This is a genomic window from Stenotrophomonas sp. PFBMAA-4, from assembly GCF_030053215.1.
GTDB lineage: Bacteria > Pseudomonadota > Gammaproteobacteria > Xanthomonadales > Xanthomonadaceae > Stenotrophomonas.
In genome coordinates, this window is the sequence record NZ_JASGBW010000004.1 from 116909 (window position 1) to 137000 (window position 20092).

A 20092-nucleotide genomic window follows, 5' to 3' on the forward strand; every position below is an offset into this window, starting at 1 on the left:
GGCACGCAGACGCCACCCCGGTCATGACCCCACGCCACCCGGCACGGTATCCTGCACGGCGGAATCGCATTCAGAGGTAGTCCATGGCGGGAGCCAAGCGCGGGTGTCTGTTCGTGGTCATGCTGGTGGTGGTGCTGGGCGCCGTCCTCGCCGGCGTGGGCGCGTGGTTCTTCTACCAGCAGGGCCAGTTCGCCGACCGCCACATCACCCCGTCCGCCGAGAGCGTGGTCATCGCCAGCGGCGATGGCATGAACACCGTGCTGCGCAAACTGCGCGATGCCGGTGTGGATGAAGGCCAGGACACCCAGTGGCAGCTGCTGGCCCGCCAGCTCGATGCCGCCGGCAAGCTGAAGGTGGGCGAGTACGCGCTGGACAGCAGCCTGACCCCGCGCGAGCTGCTGCTGCGCATGCGCGCCGGCAAGGTGCTGCAGCACCGCGTCACCATTGTCGAAGGCTGGAACATCCGCCAGGTACGCGCTGCGCTGAAGCGCGCCGAGCCGCTGCTGCACACCACCGATACCTTGGATGACGCCGCACTGATGCAGCGCCTGGGCTTCGGCGGCCAGCACCCGGAAGGCCGCTTCCTGCCGGAAACCTACGTCTACCAGCGCGGCGACAGTGACATGGACGTGCTCAAGCGCGCCCATGCCGCGATGGAAAAGGCGCTGGACGAGGCCTGGGAAAGCCGCGCCGCCGACCTGCCGATCAACAGCCCGTATGAACTGCTGACGATCGCCTCGATCATCGAAAAGGAAACCGCGCTGGCCAGCGAGCGCCCGCAGATTGCCGGGGTGTTCATGCGCCGCCTGAAGATCGGCATGCGCCTGCAGACCGATCCCACCGTCATCTACGGCATCGGCGCGGCCTACGACGGCAACATCCGCCGCCGCGACCTGACCACCGATACGCCGTACAACACGTACACCCGTGCGGGCTTGACCCCGACCCCGATCGCCATGCCCAGCCGCGATGCACTGATGGCCGCCGCCCAGCCGGCGGCGGGCGATGCGCTGTACTTCGTCGCAGTAGGCGATGGCAGTGGCGCGCACGTGTTCTCGCCCAGCCTGGACCAGCACAACGCCGCCGTAGCCCGCTACCTGCAGCAGCTGCGCCAGCAACGTACCAAGGAGACCCCGGCGCAATGAGTTCCGCGCTGCTTCGCCACCCGCGTTTCGTCAGCCTGGAAGGCGGCGAGGGCGCGGGCAAGACCACCGCCATCAACGCCATCCGCGATTGCCTGCGCAGCCACGGCCATGAGGTCGTGCTGACCCGCGAGCCGGGCGGTACGCCACTGGCCGAGCGCATCCGCGGCCTGGTGCTGAAGCCCGATGCGGAGATCGCCGCCGAACCGTTGAGCGCCGAAGCCGAGCTGCTGCTGGTGTTCGCCGCACGCGCCCAGCACGTGCGCCAGGTCATCCAGCCGGCACTGCAACGCGGTGCCTACGTACTGAGCGACCGCTTCACCGATTCCAGCTATGCCTACCAGGGCGGTGGCCGTGGCCTGGACCCGCAGTGGATTGCCGACCTGGAACGCCGCGCCGTCGGCCTGCTGCCAGGCCTGACCCTGCTGCTGGATGTGGACGTGGCCGTGGGCCGCGCCCGCGCCAATGGCCGCGACCTGTGGCCGGACCGCATTGAAAGCGAGCAGGACGATTTCTTCCAGCGCGTGCGCGAGGTGTTCCGCAGCCGCGCCCAGCAGGATCCGCAGCGCTTTGCGCTGATCGATGCTGGCCAGGTGCAGGAACGCGTGGCCGCCGATGTGGTGGCCAGCGTCGAGCGCTGGCTGCAGGCCGGGGAGGGCGCATGAGCAGCTTCTCGCCCTGGCAGCAGCGCGCCTTCGACCAGACCGTGGCCGCACTGGATGCCGACCGGCTGGGCCATGGCCTGCTGATCTGCGGCCCGGCCGGGCTGGGCAAGCGTGAGGTGGCGCTGGCCCTGGCCGACCACGTGCTGGCCCGTGGCGATGCCGCGCACGCCACGCGCACGCGCCAGCTGATTGCCGCCGGTACCCATCCGGACCTGCAGCTGGTCAGCTTCATCCCGAACAAGAGCGGCGACAAGCTGCGCACCGAGATCGTCATCGAGCAAGTGCGCGAGATCACCAACAAGCTGGCGCTGACCCCGCAGTACGGCGTGGCCCAGGTGGTGATCGTCGACCCGGCCGACGCCATCAACCGCTCGGCCGCCAACGCCCTGCTGAAGACCCTGGAAGAACCGCAGCCGGGCCGCTACCTGTGGCTGATCAGCAGCGACCCGGCGCGCCTGCCGCAGACCGTGCGCAGCCGCTGCCAGCGCCTGGAATTCAAGCTGCCGACGCGCGATGAAGCCATGGCGTGGCTGCAGCAGCAGGGCCACAGCGAAGCCTCCGCGCGCGAAGCGCTGGATGCGGCGCGCGGCCACCCCGGCCAGGCCGACAACTGGCTGCGCGAAGACGGCCTGAGCCTGCGCCGCGACGTGGGCCGCGAGCTGGAACAACTGGCCGCCGGCAAGGCCGGTGCGGTGGAGCTGGCGCAGAAGTGGTGCGGCGATGAAAACGCGGCGCTGCGCCTGCGCTTTGCCGCCGATCTGGCGCTGGCCCAGGCCAGCACCGACGCCTTGACCGCGCCGGACCGATTGCACAAGCTTGCAGCGTGGTTCGATGCTGCCAACCGTACCCGCGACCTGCTGCGCACCACCGTGCGTGCAGACCTTGCGGTGGTCGAGTTGCTGCTGGCCTGGAACAAGGTGAACGAGCGGCCTGCCGCAAGGGGAAATCGATGAGTGCCAGCAACGCCCGCCAGGGCATCCTGTCCCTGGCTGTAAAGGACAAAGCCGCGCTGTACAGCGCGTACATGCCGTTCGTGAAGAATGGCGGCATCTTCGTGCCCACGCCCAAGCGTTACTTCCTGGGCGACGAGGTGTTCCTGCTGCTGACCCTGCCCGATTCCAGCGAGCGCCTGCCGGTGGCCGGCAAGGTGATCTGGGTGACCCCGGCCGGCGCACAGGGCAACCGCGTGGCCGGCATCGGCGTGCAGCTGGCCGACGGCCAGGAAGGCGAGAACGTGCGCCACAAGATCGAGACCCTGCTGGCTGGCCTGACCAGCTCGGACAAGCCGACGCACACGATGTAACGGGGCGCGATCGCCGCCCCTGGTAGCGCCGGGCCATGCCCGGCGGCGCCCTTCGAAACACCCGTGAACACGAATGTGAAAAACTGTTGACGGCCTCTGAAAAGCCCCTATAATGAGCGGCTCAGCAACACACCGGGCGGTTAGCTCAGCGGTAGAGCATTGCCTTCACACGGCAAGGGTCACAGGTTCGATCCCTGTACCGCCCACCATAAAAATCAGGCTGTTACGAAGATTTCAGTGGAATAGTGATTTTCGGTAACTGCTTGGTAACAGCAGTCGGCAGAAAAGCGTTGGTCTACCTCTAGTAAGAGGTTATGGCGCGGAAAACTAGCCGGTCACTAGGCATAGGTCTAGGAGTACTGCTAAGAAACCGGCCTAGGGCCGGTTTTTTTTTGGACCGCCCTTGGCCCTTCGTCGAGAAGATGAGTACATCAGGGAGATGGTCTGCGATGGCTGGGCGCGATTCGGTGGTCAGTGTTGATCTGGTCGAGGCTTCTCTCTCAGGTCCAATAGATTGGGCGCGGTTGGAGTCCCTGGTGCATGCCGTGCTGGTGAACGATGATCTGCCTGATTTGAGCAAGATTGGAGGAGGCGGCGATTACGGAATCGACGCTGAGAGCGTGTTCTACGATGTCCTGAACAGAACTCGCCGTACGGTTGTGCAAGTGTCGTCAACTGCTGCGCAGCGCCAAAAAGTAAAGGATACGATTACCAAGCTTAGGGCTCACTCCGTGCCCTTTGTCAAACTGATCTATGTCACAAACATTCCAGTCGGGGCAGAAACTCGGAGATCCATTTCCGCGCTCGCAGATGAATTGGATCTTGATGTCGAAGTCAGGGATCAAAGCTATCTTGTAGCCCAGCTTTCAAAAACAGGCTCCCCAATATTTTCCAGGTTCTTCGCGTCGATTGAAAAGCAAAGAGACGTTTTGTTTGGTCATTCGGACGCCCTGCAGCTCGCTCCTGATAATTTGCAGCATGCGCTGCTCGCAACATTGGGCGCCTTCGTCCTTTCACCTCACGCACGCGTAGCTCGCAAGACGCTTTTCGATAACACGGTGCTGGCAGCAATTTCGTCGCGCGACGGATCCGATGTGGATCAGTTGATTGCAGATGTCCAAAAGCTATGTCCTGGCGAAGATGTGTACGCCGAAAGAGTGCGAAGAGCTATACGTAGGTTAGAGAAAGCCGGCTCTTGTGAGTCTCATGGCGAGCTAGTTAGATGCAGTAAAGAAGTTGTTCAGAGATTCGTGGCCGTTGCAGGGGCATCAAAGCTTGGCTTTAGTCAATTCGTAAAGCATGTAACGCTAGCCTGCAAAAAAGTTCAGTCACTTTCTCAGGGGCAGGAAGGCTTTCTAGAGCGAAACTTAAGACAACTCGTTCTTAGGCTCTTGAGAATTTCTGGGCCGGTTGCGTTCAAGAACGACGGGCTCGCGAATGCGCTGAATCGTCAAGGCAATGAAGATCTCAAGTTGATTCTGGGCAAGAACCTACCTCCCGAGTTAGTGAAAACAGCTATGGCCGCGGTGGCGGGATTTGTAGGTAGTCCTGCTGGTGCATCCGCTCTGGCGCCATTGGTTCGATCCTACGGTGCTCTCGCCATTCGAAATCTGGATCCATTAGGGAAGGGATGGCAGCAGAGTGTTCTTTCGAGGAACACACTCGCGCTGGACACGGATGTTGTACTTGCTGTTCTGATTAAGGAATTGCCCGAGCACGGTGCGGTATTGGCGGCACTAAATGCGCTTTCTGGGGAGTCGGTAAAGCTGGTTCTGCCGGACCACATCAAAGATGAGGTGATAGATCATGTCGGTCGTGCTGACAGGACTTTCGTCTACTTCAGAAATCAGCTTCTGCGAATGCCTGTCGAAGCGGTGAATGATCGCGTCGGAAATGCGGTTGTCCGGGGTTATTATCACGCGTCCAAAGGGAAGGGCGTGGTTTCCGATTTCAATGACTATTGGCGACGTTACTGGAATGCGGAGAGTTCACAGAGCTACATAGAAAACGTGCTTTCACGACGTTTAGCCTTACATATTGAGGATCTTGCTTCCATACGCCCCGAGGTTTCTGAGATTGCCGAACAACTTGCGTTGAAAGCAGTGGAGCTAAAAGAGTCCATGCGAAAGAAGGCTCTCTACAGAGACGAGTGGAGCCAGGCTGCACGGGTCCGACTTGATGTCTGTATGGCCGTGAATGCCTCGGAGCGCGTTGACACTGCTGTAGGCGGAAATGTGAGGGCATACGTAGTGTCTTCAGATGGTCTTTTTAGATTTCTGGAACGTCAGGAAGAATGGAAAGGCCGAACGACCGTTTCGTTAGCGACTCTTGCACTCCCTCAGCTGGTGTCTTTCGTTGCTGGCACGACGCTAGACGACCTAAGCGCAGTCGATTTTCTTTTTCATGACCTGACTGTACTTGCAGCTAGCGAGATGTCAGAAGAGATCGAAGCGCTTGCGGCGATCGGCGTTGATCTATCAGAAGTCGATCTCGACCAACTCGAGTGGGACCTGAGGGGTAGCCTGCGCGATTCTCTCGCTGATCTGGAGGCCGCTGTATCGTCGGAAGATGAGGATGCGCCGCATAAAAGTTCGCAGGTTGCAATGCGCACGCTGGAAGTAGCGCACTCTGCTGGGTATTCGTTCGCCAAGCCCGTTCAAGCGATCATTGACGATCACGCTCGTACCCAGGCGGAAATGGTTGAAACTCTAGCCGTCACTGATAGGCAGCGTGATCAGTTGAGTCAATTCTTGGACCAAGCATTGAGTAGTTCTCCTGCAAAGACAAGGGCTCGGCTTCGAAGAATCGCCAAGGATTTGGGGCTTGATTAGGTGCCGATTTAAAATTCTCATGAGGCGTTGCATAGAATTGTGCTTAGCTTAGTAGCGCATTTCCGCTTTCTCTACTTGATGCGCCTACGCTTACTGCAGTTTCTTGGTGCTTGTTGCCGTTTCTCCACGCGCAAGGACTTCGAGTGCAGTGCCTGAGTATGTTCGTCCTCACCTTGTTCGCTGCCCCTTCTTTCCGTTCCGCCGGCAGTTCGACAAAGGTGTTTCACGCCGCCAGCTCACCTGATCAGCGTGGGCGCAAAGCATGTTGCGGAGCGTCAACGGCTTCCCCATCGCTTGTCATTGCTTTGGCTTCACGCGCTGATCCAGGGCGTGTGGGTGCGCCTAGTCGCGTAAGCGCTGATAATGATCACCATCAACCTGATGATGTGGCACATTGGATTCGTGGCTGGCATCGCCCGCAGTTCGGAAAGCATCGCGCTGAGCGCGTGCGGAAGTGGAACAACAAGATCTTCGCCATATCCCTGCGCGCATCCACCTCTGCGACCCGAAGGCCCCGCCTGACCACTGCCGTGTCGGCATCTGCCGGTGCAGTGCCGACGGGGTCCCCTCTGTAGTAGGAATGCCGGTCATGGCTCGCTGGATTGCGGTGCACCGTTGTGCCGTGCTCGGCCCGGGTCATGCCCTTTTCAAAAGAGCCCGACATCATCAGCAGGTCGACGGTGAGGGTACAGAGCTACATGGCTGCCCCTGAAAATAGAATTATGCGGATGTGCGCCGATAGGGGGGGGGGCACGTATCGGCGGTGGAGGTCGCTCAACTTCCGACCTCCACCGGCCACTGTGCGGTCACGGCGGTAAGGAATGACTCGCGTCTACGCCGCCCGCGCTGCCGGTGTTGTTAGGGGGCACCGCCGGCTGGCCCCGCCTTTCATTCGGGATCGGTCACGCCATCAATGACGGTGAATGCCTTGGGGTAGGCGGATGCCACATCGAGGCGGGTGTGGCAGATGAAGCCGACTTCGCCCGTCTCGGCATACAGTTCCTTCAACAGCTGAATCGACACCGATTCGCGCATGTAGACGGTAAACATGTGGAAGCCACCAACGTAGATGGCCGCCGCGTTCTGGGCGGTTCCCGCTTCCTCGTTGGTCGGGATCTGGCTGGTGGTGAGGAACTTCCAGTCGCTCAGGGCTTCGGGGCGGCGCAGCGGCTGGCCGGTGGTGTCCACCAGCGGCGCCGGGGCATTGGCCTCGGTAATCAGGCGGCGGGCACGCACGAACGGCCGCCATTCGGTGATGGGCCCGCCGTTTGCGCCCATCGACAATTTGTTGATGCTGGGAATGTTCCGCAGCCCAGGGATTTCCGGCTCGGCGCCGCTGCCCATCAGGGAAGCGCGGTCGATTTCCTTGGCGAACGCTTGGGCGATTGCGGTGTTCAGCGCGGCAGGTTCGATCCCTGTACCGCCCACCATGTTGCAGAACGAAAGAAGCCTCCAGCAATGGAGGCTTTCTTGTTGGCTGTGATGTGGCGCAGTCGCATTGCCTCAGCCGAGATCCCCCAGCAACTCGCGCGCGATCATCGCCGTGCCGTCCAGCAGGTCGTGGCCGCTGCCGGCCTGCACCACCACCGCCAGCAACTGGCGGCCCACCTCGGCATTGCCGCCGCGCAGTTCCATCTCTCCCTCGAAGCACAGATCGCCCAGCCATTCGTGCGCCTGCGGCAGACCGCGCTTGCGGGCACGGCGGAATTCCGCCAGCAGCTTCGCCTGGCCCGCTTTGTGTTCGCCATCGGCAAGCAGGCCGATGGCACCGCCGTGCGCGGCGCGCCAGATGGCCGGCAGCGGCCGGCCTTTCTCATCCAGCACATCCAATGCGAACTGCGCGCAGTACATCTCGTAGCGCTTGCCCGCCGTGCTGGCGGGCACGATGCCCGCCTCGGCCAGCAGGCGTTCGGCTTCATCCAGCTGATTGAACTTCAACCGCAGCAGGGCAGGGCGGCTCAACTGCTGTGACAGCGCCTGCTGGTTGGCGGCAAACCACACGTTCCAGCCGATGGTTGCGCGGCCTTCCAGCGCGGCCTTGAAGTACTCCAGATGTTCGGCGTCCATTGCGGTTTCCTGCGATTCCCTGCGCGATTGTAGCCAAGGCGCTCAGGGCGTTCCGCTTTCCAGGCAATGGGTGGCCTCGCACACCAGCTGCCGCGCGGCCACGATCAGGCCATCGGTGTGGAAGCTGCCCATCTGTTCGTCCGGGCCGCCTTCGACACGCGCGCGCTCGGCGGCCTGCAGAATGTCTAGCAGCGCGGAGAGTCCTGCCAGCGAACGGCTGAGTGAGGCGTGCTCGCTGGCCGCCAGCCTGCGCGGGCTGCAGGGCTGCCCGTTTGCGCCGTCGGCTCGCCGGATGGCGTCCAGGCAGGCGAAGAACGTGGGGGCCTGCAGGGGCAGATTCTGTTCGTCCAACGCGCACTCGATCTCGCGTGCGATGTCGTCGGGAACCTGGTTGGCGATGTCGGCAATCAACGCGTACAGGCGGGGAAGCGATGCGGCTCGGTTGGTCATGGCAAAACCCTCACTGGCGTAAGGCCACCTTCGGAATGAAGGTGGCGGACGGTGCGGGTTGGCGTACCTAGGCAGAAAGGCTCACAGGGAGAAAAAGCCTGGCGGATCTCGCGATCCCCACGCACCGCCCGCCATGGAAGGCAGTCGGTGCATTCTCTTTGCTGCGATCAAGACCGCAACTTCCTGTGAGCCTGTTCATTTGTTCGAGACGCCAATCCCGACCAAGGCGTGCTGCCTTGGCGGGGCGATCATCGATCCGCGCAAACACGGAAGTCAGTGAGGAAAGTTGTAACAACGCCCACCATGACGGTGTTCCACCACCCATGGCCCGATCCCCCGCCTTATCTGAACCGGGCAGTGCCGCTACACAACCCCAGTGGGAGCCAATCACGTCACCCGGCGCAGCCCGCGCGAGCGTGCCATGGATGAAAGCAGACGTTCCATCCATGCGCTGTGTCGCCGACCGCAGCGGGCGTAGTCTCGGCCCACGGTTGTCGCCTCTGGCTCTGGAGTTCCACCATGCCGCTCGCCCGTATCGATCTTCGCAAAGGTAAATCCGCCGATTATCTGCAGCGCGTGGGGGAGGCCATCTACCAGGCCCTGCGCGCGGTGGGTGTGCCGGAAAACGATCGTTTCCAGGTCTTCCAGGAACACGAGGCGGGTACGCTCGTCTTCGATCCCGGCTATCTGGGCGTGGCCCGCACCGATGACTTCATCTGCGTGCAGATCACCTGGAGCGAGGGGCGCACGCAGGAGCAGAAAAAGGCGTTGTACCTCGGTATTGCCAATGGCCTGCATGAGGCGGTGGGTATCCGCCGCGAGGACGTATTCATCAATCTGGTGGAAGTGAAGCCGGAGAATTGGTCGTTCGGTAATGGGGTGGCGCAGTACGTGAGTTGATGGGCAAGGAGCAGAAGCATCCACGCATGGCGTGGATCTACTGCATTCGCGGCGTGTCATTGGTTGATGAGGTGGCGCGGCGCGTGAGTTGATGGGCGGGGAGCAGAAGCATCCACGCATGGCGTGGATCTACTGCATTCGCGGCATGTCATTGGTTGATGGGCGAAGTGCGCGCACGCCGGGAGTGCGGGTTCATCGGCGTGGCCCGGGTTGTGCCCCTGCGTCACCGTGTCGCAGGGGCAAAACCCTGAACGTGGTCCAGGGTTGGCCGCCGCGCCGTAGAATGGCGGGGTGCGTCGCCCCCGATTCCACCGCCGGTTCCAGACCCTGGCATGGCTTGCCATGCTGCTGGTGCTGCTTGCCCCGCTGGTCAGCCGCTGGATGGCCCATGGGCCGGCACCAGCCGCCGCGCCGGTGATGGCGGGCATGGATCATGGCGCGATGGACCACAGCGCGATGGGCCACGGCGCGCACGCGGAACACGCGCAGCACGCGATGGAAGGGCACCACGACCACCACGCGATGGCGCACGACGAGACCGCCTCCAAGCCGGCCGTCGATCTCCATGCCGAGCACGAGATGGGCGTGGACTGCGAGTACTGCCTGATCGCGGCGCGCCTGATCACCTTGCTGGTGGCGGCGTTTCTGCTGCTGGTGCCTCTGGCGCCGGTGTGCAGGGCATTGGCGGGATCTGTCAGGGCGCTGCCCTCGCGGCTGCGCGGAACACTGGGTGCGCGTGGGCCACCGGTGGCGTTCGCTGGCTGAGCCGCGCACGCGAAAGGCCGCCGGGCATGGCCCGGCGCTACCGATTTTCTTGAAGCTGCTGGGCATCGCCCGGCGTTAGCGCGTGCGCTTTTCTTTTCTGCTGCCCTGTCTGATGGGGCGGCATTGCATGCCGTGGAAACATGAAAACCAACCCGAATGTCGTTGCCCTGCGCTGGGCGACGCTGCCGGCGCTGTGCGCCTGCGCCCTGTACACCGCACCGGCCCATGCCGATGCGGCAGACCCCACCACCCTGGACACCGTGCGCGTGGTCGATACCCGCCATGGCGAACTGTCGGCCGTGCCCAGCGCGGGCTCGGCGCTCGGCCTGAGCGTGCTGCAGACGCCGGCCGCGCTCACCGTCATCGACCGCGACCAGCTGGAACAGCGTGGCGACAGCAACCTCAACGATGCGATCAGCCGTGCCGGTGCGATCAGCGCGTTGCCGCACCCGGGCAATGGCCTGAGTGCGCTGTCCAGCCGCGGCTTCACCGATGGTGCATCGGTGATGCGCCTGTACGACGGCCTGCGCCAGTACGGCGGGGTGGGCGTCACCTTCCCGTTCGATACCTGGTCCATCGAGCGCATCGAAGTGCTGCGCGGCCCGGCTTCGGTCATCCATGGCGACGGTGCCCTTGGCGGGGTCATCAATATCGTGCCGAAGAAGCCGACGCGCGGTGCCATCGAGAACGAGATCAGCGTGACCGTGGGCAGCGAGGACACCGCGCGCCTGGGCTTCGGCAGCGGCGGTGCGCTGACGCCGGAGCTGGCCTACCGTGTGGACGTGAGCGGCAATTACAGCGGCGGCTGGGTCGACCGTGGCCGCAACAACGATGCGACGTTCTCCGGCGCGCTGCTGTGGCAGCCGCGCACGGACCTGCAGCTGACCCTGACCCATGCGCAGGGCTACCAGCAGCCGATGCGCTACTTCGGCACGCCGCTGGTGGACGGCCGACAGCTGGATGCGCTGCGCCACCGCAACTACAACGTGGCCGACAGCGAGATCCGCTTCCGCGACCGCTGGACCCAGCTCGATGCGCTGTGGACGCCGACCGCGAACGTGGAATGGCGCACGCGCGTCTACCAGATCGACAGCCAGCGCGACTGGCGCAATGCCGAGGCCTACGTCTACAACGATGCCACGGGGCTGATCGATCGCTCGGACAATACGCAGATCACCCACAACCAGGACCAGACCGGGCTGACCTCGACGCTGCGCGTGCAGGGGCAGGTGGGCGGGCTGGCCAACAGCTTCGCGGTGGGCCTGGATGCCAACCGCGCGCACTTCAAGCACACCAACAACACCTACGCCGGCAGTTCCGGGCCGGTCGATCCGTTCCATCCGGTGCCGGGGCAGTTCGCCAGCGATGCCCCCAACCTGCCGCGCTACCGCAACAGTGCCGAGCAGTACGCCCTGTTTGCCGAAGACCACCTGACGCTGAGCGAGCGCTGGTCGGTGCTGGCTGGGCTGCGCCATGACCGCGCGACCATCGACCGCACCGATCTGATCAGTGGCGCGGCAGCATTCTCCAAAACCTACAGCAGCACCGGTTGGCGTGCGGGCACGGTGTTCGCGCTGCGGCCGACGCTGAGCCTGTACGCGCAGTACTCGCAGGCGGCGGACCCGGTCAGTGGCCTGCTGATGATCAGCCCGGCCAACGGTGCGTTCGATCTGGCCAAGGGGCGGCAGTTCGAAGTGGGCATGAAGCAGGCGTTCGACGGCGGCGAGTGGACGCTGGCGGCGTACCGCATCCGCAAGACCGGCCTGCTCAGCCGTGATCCGCTGCAGCCCGATCGCCGCGTGCAGGTGGGCGCGCAGACCTCGCGCGGCATCGAGGCCTCGTTGAACTGGGCGTTCGCACCGCAGTGGTCGCTGGATGCGAATGCCACGGTGCTGAAGGCCGAGTTCGAGGACTTCCTGGAAACCACCGGCTCGCCGGCGGTGGTGGTCTCGCGCGATGGCAACGTGCCGCCGAACGTGGCCGAGCGGATGGCGAACGTGTGGCTGAGCTGGCAGTTCCTGCCGGACTGGACCGTGGCCGGCGGCGCGCGCTATGTGGGCAAGCGTTACGCGGACAACGCCAACACGCTGGAGCTTCCCGGCTACAGCACCACCGATCTGGCGCTGACCTGGCAGGCGGCGGCGCGCACGCGGGTGACCGCGCGCCTGTTCAACGTGTTCGACAAGGCGTACTACGCAACGGCGTACTACACCAGCACGCAGTGGCTGCTGGGTGCGGACCGCCGCGTCGAGTTCACCCTCGACCATCGCTTCTGAGGGCGCTGGCCATGTCGCTGCGATCCACCGCCAAGCGTTGGACTTACCTGCTGCATCGCTGGCTGGGTATTGGTGGCTGCCTGCTGATGCTGCTGTGGTTCGTCAGCGGCATGGTGATGCTGTTCATCGGTTACCCGAAGTTGACCCCGGGCGAGCGGCTGGCCGCGTTGCCGGTGCTTGATGGCACGCGTGCGCTGCAGGGGCTGCCGGTCCTGCCCGACGCTGTGCAGGCCGAACCGGAACGCGTGGCGCTGACCACGCTGCGCGGTGAGCCGGCCTATGTAGTGCGCAGCGGTGCGAACGTCGGCGCGTGGTCGGCCGGCAGCGGCCACGCGCTGCTGCCGGTGTCCGCGCAGCGCGCCGAGCTGTCGGCCGCCGCGTTTGCCGCTGGCCCGGCGTTCCCCGATGCGGTGCGCGTGGACGAGGATCGCTGGACGCATTCGCGCGGATTGGATGCGCACCGGCCGCTGTACAAGGTGGAGGTGGGCGGCCGACAGCCGGGCAGCGTGTACGTTTCCTCGCATACCGGCGAAGTGGTGCTGGATGCGCCGTACCACCAGCAGCGCTGGAACTACGTGGGCGCGTGGCTGCACTGGTTGTACTTCCTGCGCATGCAGTCGGTGGACCCGGTGTGGACGTGGGTGGTGATCGTGTTGTCCGGGCTGTGCACGGTGGCGGCCATCAGCGGCATCGTGGTGGGCGTGTGGCGTTGGCGTTTCCGTGGCCGGTATCGCTCCGGTGCGAAAACACCCTACGTGGAACCGTGGATGCGCTGGCACCACCTGGTCGGCCTGGTGGCCTCGGCGTTCGTGTTCACCTGGATCTTCAGCGGGCTGATGTCGATGAACCCGCTGCAGGTGTTCAGCAGCCCGGCCGATGCGACGAATGCCGAGCGTTATCGAGGCGCGCCGGTGCCGCTGGATGATGCGCTGGCCCAGCCACAGGCGTTGCTGACCGCAGCGGCGCAGGCGGGGTTTGCGCCGGTGGAGATCCAGTGGCGGCGCATCGATGGCCAGCTGTTTGCGGTGCTGCTGGACGGGCAGGGCGGTACGCGCATCGTCTCGCGCGTGGATGGGCAGCTGCAGCTTGCGAAGCAACTGCCGGTGGCGTGGCTGCAGCAGCGCGCACAAGCATTCGGCACGGCACCGCTGCGTGCATTCACGATCCTGCACGCGCCCGATGCCTGGTTCTATCCCCGCGCGCCCGAGGCGATGAACGGTGCAGCGGTGCGGCGCTTCCCGGTGGCGGTGGCCGACTTCGGCGATGAACACGCCACACGGGTGTACATCGATCTGGCCACCGGCGATCCGCTGCTGACCCTGGGCCATCGCGAACGCGTCGGCCGCTGGCTGTTCTACTTCCTGCACAGCTGGGACCTGCCGGGCATGCTGCGGCAGGAGAACACACGGCTGGGCGTGCTGTTGCTGCTGAGCGTGGCGGGCACGGCGTTGTGCATGACCGCCACGGTGATCGGCTATCGGCGCTTGCGGGTGAAGTTCCGGCGCCGGCGGCATTAGTACATTGGCGCTGACGCTGACCCGAGTCCTGTGAGACCATCCAAGGTTCCTGGCCATGAATGGTTATGAAACGCAGCCGATGTTGGTGGCCAGGAAAGTACAGGGGCTTGATGCTTGCGGTACTTTGACGGTAGTCCCTGGATAGGATTTCCACACAGCGTAAATGGAGCAAGGATGAATTACGTTTCTATGGGTGTTCTCGCAATTGGAATTGCGGTTGCTTCTTCCGGCGCGCAGGCCAAATCGTTGCCGCGCCTCTACAACTTCCCGACCACGACGACGGCTTCGGTCTCAAACGCACTGCCGGCTCCGGGACAAGTGATCCAGCTTTCCGCACAGGTCAATGGGCAGGCGTTGGGGCTCTATCACATCCCGGGCAATGAGCAGATCGGCGGATTCGTCGAGTTCAAGGTGAATGGCCAGGCAGTGGGCAAGGTGCAGGTCAGCACCGCCAACACGCCGATGGCTGGCCTGGTATCCCAGCTTGATCAGGCGTGCTATGGGGCCACGGGCAATGTCCAGTTCTGTACGCACCGCTATGCGTATGGCAGCCCGGCCAAAGTCTCAATCAACTATACGGTTCCGGCAGGCTTCACGACCGCCTCGATCACCGCGACGTTCAGTGGTGACGGACAGTTCACGCAGGGGTCGGTGTCAGCACCGATCAACCTGCGCAACATTCCGACATTCGGCGAGATTCGCGGTGCGGGCAACAAGTGCCTGGATGCCGAAGGAGCCAACACCGGGCCTGGCACCGCCATCCAGGTATGGGACTGCACTCCGGGCACTCCGCAGCAGCTGTGGACGGTGAAGCCCAACACATCGACCATCACTGGCGTGCCCAGCAACCGCGCGCTCGACATCGTGGGCCATGGCACCAGCGATGGCAGCCGTTTGCAGCTGTATGACGCGCACGGTGAATGGAACCAGTCGTGGAAGTTCACCAACACCTCCATCGTCGGCGTGGGTGACAAGGTGCTCGACGCCATCGGTGCGTCCAGTGGCAACGGCACCAAGATCCAGCTCTACAGCAACGCACTGACCAGCAACCAGAAGTGGGAATTCAACCCGGCCAACGGCACGATTGTCGGTGTCGGCGGCAAGTGTCTGGACGTGGAAGGTGCCAACACGGCAGACGGCACGCGCGTGCAGCTTTGGGATTGCTCTGGCGTGCCGCAACAGCGATTCGAACTGGGTTCGGATGGATCGATCCGTGGGCTGGGCGGGAAGTGCCTGGAGGCGGCCGATGGCGCAAGCCATGACGGCAATGCGATCCGCATGTGGTCCTGCAATGGCGGTGCGCATCAGTCCTGGCGACTGGTTGGCGAGATCCGCAATCCGCAGACCAACATGTGCCTGGATGACCCAGGCCTGGGCAACACCAACGGCTCCAAGGTGCATATGTGGATGTGCCATGGTGGCGACAATCAGCGTTGGGAGTTCTCCTCGTACTGAGGCCTGCTGCCGCTGATGCAACGTTGTTGAACCGCGCGCCTCAGGGCGCGCGGTTCTTTTCGGCGCCGGGCTTTACACCCGCAGCCAGCGCGTGGACACCGCCACCAGCAACAGTGCGGTCGCCACAGCAATGGACGCGGCGATCAGGCCGAAATGGTTGGCGGCGAAGCCGATCAGTGCCGGGCCGGCAAGGATGCCTGCAAACCCCAGCGTCGATACCGCAGTGATCACCAGCATCGACCACATGCCGGTGTCGCCGTCCACTGCGCAGGGGCCGGGTAGATGGACATCGGCGCGAAGACGCTGCACCTGGGCGAGCGCTTTAGCGCCCACCGCGCAGCCTCCATTGGCCAGGCGCCCGCCGTTCAGCTGCACGGCGGTGCCTTCGTGGTATCTGGCGGCGGCCGCAATCTACGGCGCATTGGTGATCATCGTCAGTCCGATCAACGCGGGCAGCTGCTGGGCGATGGCCAGATTGGTCGAGCCGGCATCGAGCAGCACCACCTGGCCGGGTAACAGCAGGGTGCACACGCGGGCGGCCAATTCGGCCTTGTCGCCACGGTCATGGGTCAAGCATTCACGCAGAAGGGCATAGCGGCGCGGCAGTTCGGCGGCGATCACGCGACCCTGCTGGCGCAGTTCCTCAAGGATCTGCTAGTTGCGTTGGGCGGGCAGGGGGCTGGGATCGGAGCTCATGGTTGAAAGTGCGCACGATCATGTATGAGCGTGCAATATCGTGCAGAAGGCTGCGTGGCGCGGCAGAGGGTTGGGAATAGCGAGCCTGTCCGGCATCATGGCCGCGCTCCCTGGCATGGAATCCCTGATGTCCCCCGCTGTCCATCACCGCCTGCGTATTGCCGGCGACCAGTACACCGGCCAGAAAGTGGTCGACCAGCAGTTCTACGAATGTGATTTTTCCGGTGCGGACCTCACTGCCACCGAATTCGTGAACTGCAGCTTCTACGATGCCGAAAGCCGCACCGGTTGCCGTTTCAATGGCGCCACGCTGAAGGAAGCCAGCTTCCGCGGCTGTGATATCAGCATGTGCCACTTCAACTTCATCAAGGCCCTGGGCCTGGAAATCAGCGAGTGCCGTGCGCAGGGCGCGGATTTCAGCAACGCCAGCTTCATCAACCAGATCACCACGCGCACCTGGTTCTGCAGCGCCTTCATCAAGAAATCGAACCTGCGCTACGCCAATTTCTCGCGGGTGACGCTGGAAAAGTGCGAGCTGCGGGAGAACCGCTGGGATGGCGCCAACCTCAGCGGCGCCAGTTTCGCCGGCTCGGATCTGTCGGCCGGGCAGTTCGAGGGCATCGACTGGAGCAGTGCCAACTTCACCGATTGCGACCTGACCGGTTCGGAACTGGGCGACCTGGACCTGCGCGTGGTCAACCTGCGGGGGGCGCGGCTGGATGTGCAGCAGGTGGCATTGCTGATGCAGCGCATCGGCATCACCGTGGTGCCGTAGAGTCGAGCTTGCTCGACTGCGGTAGCGATCAATCGAGCAAGCTCGACTCTACGATGCGTACGCCACCCAGCCCTTGAAACTGAAGCCGGCATAGAACAGCTCCACGCCGTCGAAGCCGGCCTGTTGCAGCAACGCCACCTCCTGCTCGGGTGACTGCAGCGGCAGCCGCTCGATCATGACCTCGATCGTGCGCTGGGCATCGGCGTGGTTCACCCCGGACGCCTCGGCGAAGGCCAGGTAGCGCTGCAGCCAGCGGCGCTTGCCTGCTTCATCGGCGGGCACGCTGTGGTGGGCTACCACCAGCGGCGCACCCGGACGCAGGCGCCGGTGCAGCTCGCGCAGCGTGTGCAGCCGCTGCGCGGCATCGAGGAAGTGCAGTGTCAGCAGGCAACTGGCGCCATCAAAACGCACGTCGGGTGCATCGTCGATATAGCCTTCCAGCAGCTCGACCTGCGCCATCAGCGGCCCCAGCGTCTGCTCGGCAAGCGCCAGCATCGGTGCGGCCGGGTCCACGCCCAGCAGCTGCCAGCCCGGATGGGCTTCAGCAAAGGTCTTCAGCTCCAGGCCGCCCCCGGCGCCCAGCACCAGCACGCGTCCCTCGCGGGGCACATGTTCGGCCAGCAGCAGCTGGCTCATCTGCTGCAGGGCGAGGAAGCCCGGCACCTGCCGCAGCGGACCCTCGGCGTAGCGGGCGACGGCCTGCGGATCATTGAAGGTCGACATGGGGCGTTCCTGTGGCAGGGGGGACATTCCACTGTAGCGTGCTCGTCAAGCCGACACGCCTGGAAAACGTCAAGCGTTTCAGCGCAGCGCCCGCGCCAGTACCTGCCAGATGCGCGGGTCCTGGCATTGCGAGACATTGAAGCGCACATAGTCGGCCACGCGCTGCGACTGGCTGAAGGCATTGCCCGGTGCCAGCACCACGCCTTCGCGCAGGCACTGCCGGGCCAGCGCGGCGGCATCGCGGCCATCGGGCAGCTGGCACCACAGGAACAACCCGGCTTCGGGCAGCAGCCAGGGCGTGATGCCCAGGCGCTGCACCTGCCGCAGGGTGTGCTTGCGGGCATCGGCCAGGCGCGCACGGATGGCCTGCATGTGCCGGCGGTAGCCGCTGTCGGTCAGCGCGATCTGCATCAGGTGTGCAGCCATGTGGCCGCCGCCGAAGCTGGTGGCCAGCTTCAGGTCGACCAGCGCGTCGATCCAGTCCGCACGCGCCGCGATGTAGCCACAGCGCGAAGCGGCCGACACGGTCTTGGAGAAGCTGCCGACATGGATCACCCGTGACAGCCCGTCCAGCGCGGCCAGGCGCGGGGCAGGGCGCAGCTCGAAGTCGGCGAAGATGTCGTCCTCGACGATGGTCAGCCCGCTGCGCTCGGCCAGGCCCAGCAGCCGGTGCGCGGTGGCCGCCGACAGCACCGCGCCGGTCGGGTTGTGCAGGCCGGAATTGGTGATGTACAGCCGCGGCGCGTGTGCCTGCAGGGCCGCCGCGAAGGCTTCCAGATCCGGGCCGCTGTGCGTGTAGGGCACGCCGATGGCCTGCACCTGGTGCGCCTTCAGCAGCGCGTGGTAGTTGAAGTAGCTGGGGTCGTCGACCAGCACGCTGTCGCCCGGCTTCAGCAGCAGCCGGCAGACCAGATCCACCGCGTGCGTGCCCGATTCGGCCAGCAGCACCTGGTCCAGCGGCACTTCGATACCGAAGCCGGCCGCTCGCCGCTGCAGCGACTGGCGCAGCGCCGGCAGGCCGAGCGGGCTGGCGTAGTCGGTGAGTGCGGAAGGCTCGGCGCGCGCCATGCGCCGCAGGCCGCGGCGCAGGCCATCCTGGTACAACCACTCGCTGGGCATCCAGCCGCAGCCGGGCTTGAGGTGTTCGGCGGGGGTTTCCAGCGACTGCCGCGAGACCCACAGCGGATCCACCGCGCGGTCCAGGCGCGGCTCGATGGCCGCCAGGGCCAGCGGCGGCAGCGGCCCGGCCACGTAGAAACCGGAGCCGGCACGCGCGGCGATCACGCCTTCGGCAGCGAGCCGCTCGTAGGCCTCGACCACCGTGGATACCGAAACCCCCATGGCCGCTGCCTGTGCACGTACCGAAGGCAGGCGCGCACCGGGGCCATCCTGGCGGGCGGCGATGCGCGTGCGCACCGCATGGATGACGCTGTCGATACGGCTGGGCGATCGGGACATGGCGGCGACTGTGTGGGAAGTGTGACCAGTACAGTTACTTGCGACTGTACTGGATTGTAGCTGGGTGGCTGGGCGTGGCAATGGCCCAATGGCGGCCCGGGCCACGCGTGGCCCTTCGCAAACGGATGTCAGCGTGGAACGGTCGGCAAGCGGGTGGATCAACGGCTTCATCGGTGTGGTGATCTTTGCCGGCTCGCTGCCCGCTACGCGGCTGGCGGTGCTGGAGCTGGATGCCGGCTTCGTGACCGCCGCGCGCGCCAGCATCGCCGCACTGCTCGGCCTCGCCCTGCTGCTGGCCCTGCGCCAGCCCCGGCCGGCGCGCGCGGACCTGCCCGGCCTGGCCATGGTCAGCCTGGGCGTGGTGGTGGGCTTTCCGCTGCTGACCGCGCTGGCCCTGCGCCAGGCGTCGTCCGCGCACACCATCGTCTTCGTCGGCCTGTTGCCACTGAGTACCGCGTTGTTCGGCGTGCTGCGCGGCGGTGAGCGGCCACGACCGGCGTTCTGGCTGTTCTCGCTGCTGGGCAGCGCCTGCGTGGTCGGGTACGCGGCACGCAACGGCATCGAAGCGTCGCTGCAGGCCGACCTGCTGATGCTGGCGGCGATCGTGGTGTGCGGCCTGGGCTACGCCGAGGGCGGGCGCCTGGCGCGGCACCTCGGCGGTTGGCAGGTGATCAGCTGGGCGCTGCTGCTGGCCCTGCCGGTGATGCTGCCGCTGACGGTGATGATGCGCCCGCCGTCGATGGCGGCCATCGGTGCACCGGCGTGGTGGGCACTGGGCTACGTGGCGGTATTCAGCATGCTGGTCGGCTTCCTGTTCTGGTACCGCGGCCTGGCCCAGGGCGGCATTGCCGCCGTCGGCCAGCTGCAGTTGCTGCAGCCATTCTTCGGCCTGGCGCTGGCGGCGCTGCTGCTGCATGAAACGGTCAGCGCCGGCATGCTGCTGGTGACCCTGGCCGCCGTGGCCTGCGTGGCAGGGGCACGCCGCTTCAGCCGCTGACGGCGGCGCGGGGCCCGTGGCACGCTGTGTGCCGGCCTGCGATGTCGCCTGGCACCTGCCATGGGCAATAAT

The 20092-nt window shown here is 64.7% G+C and carries 18 protein-coding genes, 1 tRNA gene and 1 pseudogene; 13 read left to right on the forward strand and 7 right to left on the reverse strand.

The annotated features are described in order from the left end of the window. Positions 1–83 precede the first annotated feature (83 nt). The 6 genes from mltG to QMZ26_RS04430 all read left to right on the forward strand — a co-directional run bounded on the left by mltG (position 84) and on the right by QMZ26_RS04430 (position 5941). Positions 84–1145 (forward strand): endolytic transglycosylase MltG, encoded by a 1062-nt coding sequence (mltG, locus tag QMZ26_RS04405; RefSeq protein ID WP_283220681.1) that lies wholly within the window; start codon positions 84–86, stop codon positions 1143–1145. After that, a complete protein-coding gene (tmk, locus tag QMZ26_RS04410; RefSeq protein WP_108760000.1) occupies positions 1142–1807 on the forward strand; it encodes a dTMP kinase in 666 nt (221 codons plus the stop codon). The genes mltG and tmk overlap by 4 nt, the downstream gene beginning before the upstream one ends. After that, positions 1804–2760, forward strand: a complete 957-nt coding sequence (locus QMZ26_RS04415; RefSeq protein ID WP_283220682.1) for a DNA polymerase III subunit delta' — start codon at positions 1804–1806, stop codon at positions 2758–2760. Before tmk ends, QMZ26_RS04415 begins: the two co-directional genes overlap by 4 nt. Continuing rightward, complete coding sequence (locus QMZ26_RS04420) at positions 2757–3110, forward strand: PilZ domain-containing protein (protein ID WP_079220849.1); 354 nt, start codon at positions 2757–2759, stop codon at positions 3108–3110. Before QMZ26_RS04415 ends, QMZ26_RS04420 begins: the two co-directional genes overlap by 4 nt. A gap of 134 nt (positions 3111–3244) precedes the next feature. After that, positions 3245–3319, forward strand: a tRNA-Val gene (locus QMZ26_RS04425). Positions 3320–3559: 240 nt separating this feature from the next. Further along, complete coding sequence (locus QMZ26_RS04430; RefSeq protein ID WP_283220683.1) at positions 3560–5941, forward strand: hypothetical protein; 2382 nt, start codon at positions 3560–3562, stop codon at positions 5939–5941. Between the two features lie 888 nt (positions 5942–6829). Here the strand turns inward: QMZ26_RS04430 and QMZ26_RS04435 are convergent. The 3 genes from QMZ26_RS04435 to QMZ26_RS04445 all read right to left on the reverse strand — a co-directional run bounded on the left by QMZ26_RS04435 (position 6830) and on the right by QMZ26_RS04445 (position 8458). Next, the gene (locus QMZ26_RS04435; RefSeq protein WP_283220684.1) at positions 6830–7372 is read right to left on the reverse strand and encodes a phage major capsid protein; all 543 of its coding nucleotides are present in this window, start codon (positions 7370–7372) and stop codon (positions 6830–6832) included. Between the two features lie 72 nt (positions 7373–7444). Further along, positions 7445–8008, reverse strand: coding sequence for a hypothetical protein (locus QMZ26_RS04440; RefSeq protein ID WP_283220685.1), 564 nt, complete (start codon positions 8006–8008; stop codon positions 7445–7447). A gap of 42 nt (positions 8009–8050) precedes the next feature. After that, positions 8051–8458 (reverse strand): hypothetical protein, encoded by a 408-nt coding sequence (locus tag QMZ26_RS04445; RefSeq protein ID WP_079220851.1) that lies wholly within the window; start codon positions 8456–8458, stop codon positions 8051–8053. 519 nt (positions 8459–8977) lie between these two features. Between QMZ26_RS04445 and QMZ26_RS04450 the strand changes: the two genes are divergently transcribed. From QMZ26_RS04450 to QMZ26_RS04470, 5 genes are all read left to right on the forward strand, one after another. Next, on the forward strand, positions 8978–9358 hold the full coding sequence (locus QMZ26_RS04450) for a tautomerase family protein (protein ID WP_108760295.1): 381 nt from the start codon (positions 8978–8980) through the stop codon (positions 9356–9358). Positions 9359–9700: 342 nt separating this feature from the next. Beyond that, entirely contained in the window at positions 9701–10123 is a 423-nt protein-coding gene (locus tag QMZ26_RS04455; protein WP_283220743.1) for a DUF2946 family protein, read from the forward strand. 140 nt (positions 10124–10263) lie between these two features. Next, positions 10264–12399, forward strand: a complete 2136-nt coding sequence (locus QMZ26_RS04460) for a TonB-dependent receptor (protein ID WP_283220686.1) — start codon at positions 10264–10266, stop codon at positions 12397–12399. 11 nt (positions 12400–12410) lie between these two features. Continuing rightward, positions 12411–13916, forward strand: a complete 1506-nt coding sequence (locus QMZ26_RS04465; RefSeq protein WP_283220687.1) for a PepSY-associated TM helix domain-containing protein — start codon at positions 12411–12413, stop codon at positions 13914–13916. 174 nt (positions 13917–14090) lie between these two features. Continuing rightward, positions 14091–15371 (forward strand): ricin-type beta-trefoil lectin domain protein, encoded by a 1281-nt coding sequence (locus QMZ26_RS04470; RefSeq protein ID WP_283220688.1) that lies wholly within the window; start codon positions 14091–14093, stop codon positions 15369–15371. A gap of 72 nt (positions 15372–15443) precedes the next feature. On the opposite strand, the pseudogene QMZ26_RS21280 reads toward QMZ26_RS04470, so the two are convergent. Together QMZ26_RS21280 and QMZ26_RS04480 are read right to left on the reverse strand one after the other, a co-directional pair. Continuing rightward, positions 15444–15599, reverse strand: a pseudogene (locus tag QMZ26_RS21280) (MFS transporter); the annotation flags it as partial. Between the two features lie 183 nt (positions 15600–15782). Beyond that, positions 15783–15992 carry a hypothetical protein gene (locus tag QMZ26_RS04480; RefSeq protein WP_283220690.1) on the reverse strand — a complete coding sequence of 70 codons (210 nt, stop codon included), beginning with the start codon at positions 15990–15992 and terminating at the stop codon, positions 15783–15785. Positions 15993–16194: 202 nt separating this feature from the next. Here QMZ26_RS04480 and smqnr point away from each other — a divergent pair, with 202 nt between their 5' ends. Next, the gene (gene smqnr / locus QMZ26_RS04485; protein WP_283220691.1) at positions 16195–16842 is read left to right on the forward strand and encodes a SmQnr family pentapeptide repeat protein; all 648 of its coding nucleotides are present in this window, start codon (positions 16195–16197) and stop codon (positions 16840–16842) included. A 48-nt stretch (positions 16843–16890) separates the two neighbouring features. On the opposite strand, the gene QMZ26_RS04490 is transcribed toward smqnr, so the two are convergent. Together QMZ26_RS04490 and QMZ26_RS04495 are read right to left on the reverse strand one after the other, a co-directional pair. Then, positions 16891–17565 carry a class I SAM-dependent methyltransferase gene (locus QMZ26_RS04490; RefSeq protein ID WP_283220692.1) on the reverse strand — a complete coding sequence of 225 codons (675 nt, stop codon included), beginning with the start codon at positions 17563–17565 and terminating at the stop codon, positions 16891–16893. Positions 17566–17643: 78 nt separating this feature from the next. Then, on the reverse strand, positions 17644–19023 hold the full coding sequence (locus QMZ26_RS04495) for a PLP-dependent aminotransferase family protein (RefSeq protein WP_283220693.1): 1380 nt from the start codon (positions 19021–19023) through the stop codon (positions 17644–17646). 133 nt (positions 19024–19156) lie between these two features. Here QMZ26_RS04495 and QMZ26_RS04500 point away from each other — a divergent pair, with 133 nt between their 5' ends. Continuing rightward, complete coding sequence (locus QMZ26_RS04500) at positions 19157–20020, forward strand: DMT family transporter (protein WP_079225111.1); 864 nt, start codon at positions 19157–19159, stop codon at positions 20018–20020. Positions 20021–20092: the final 72 nt, after the last annotated feature.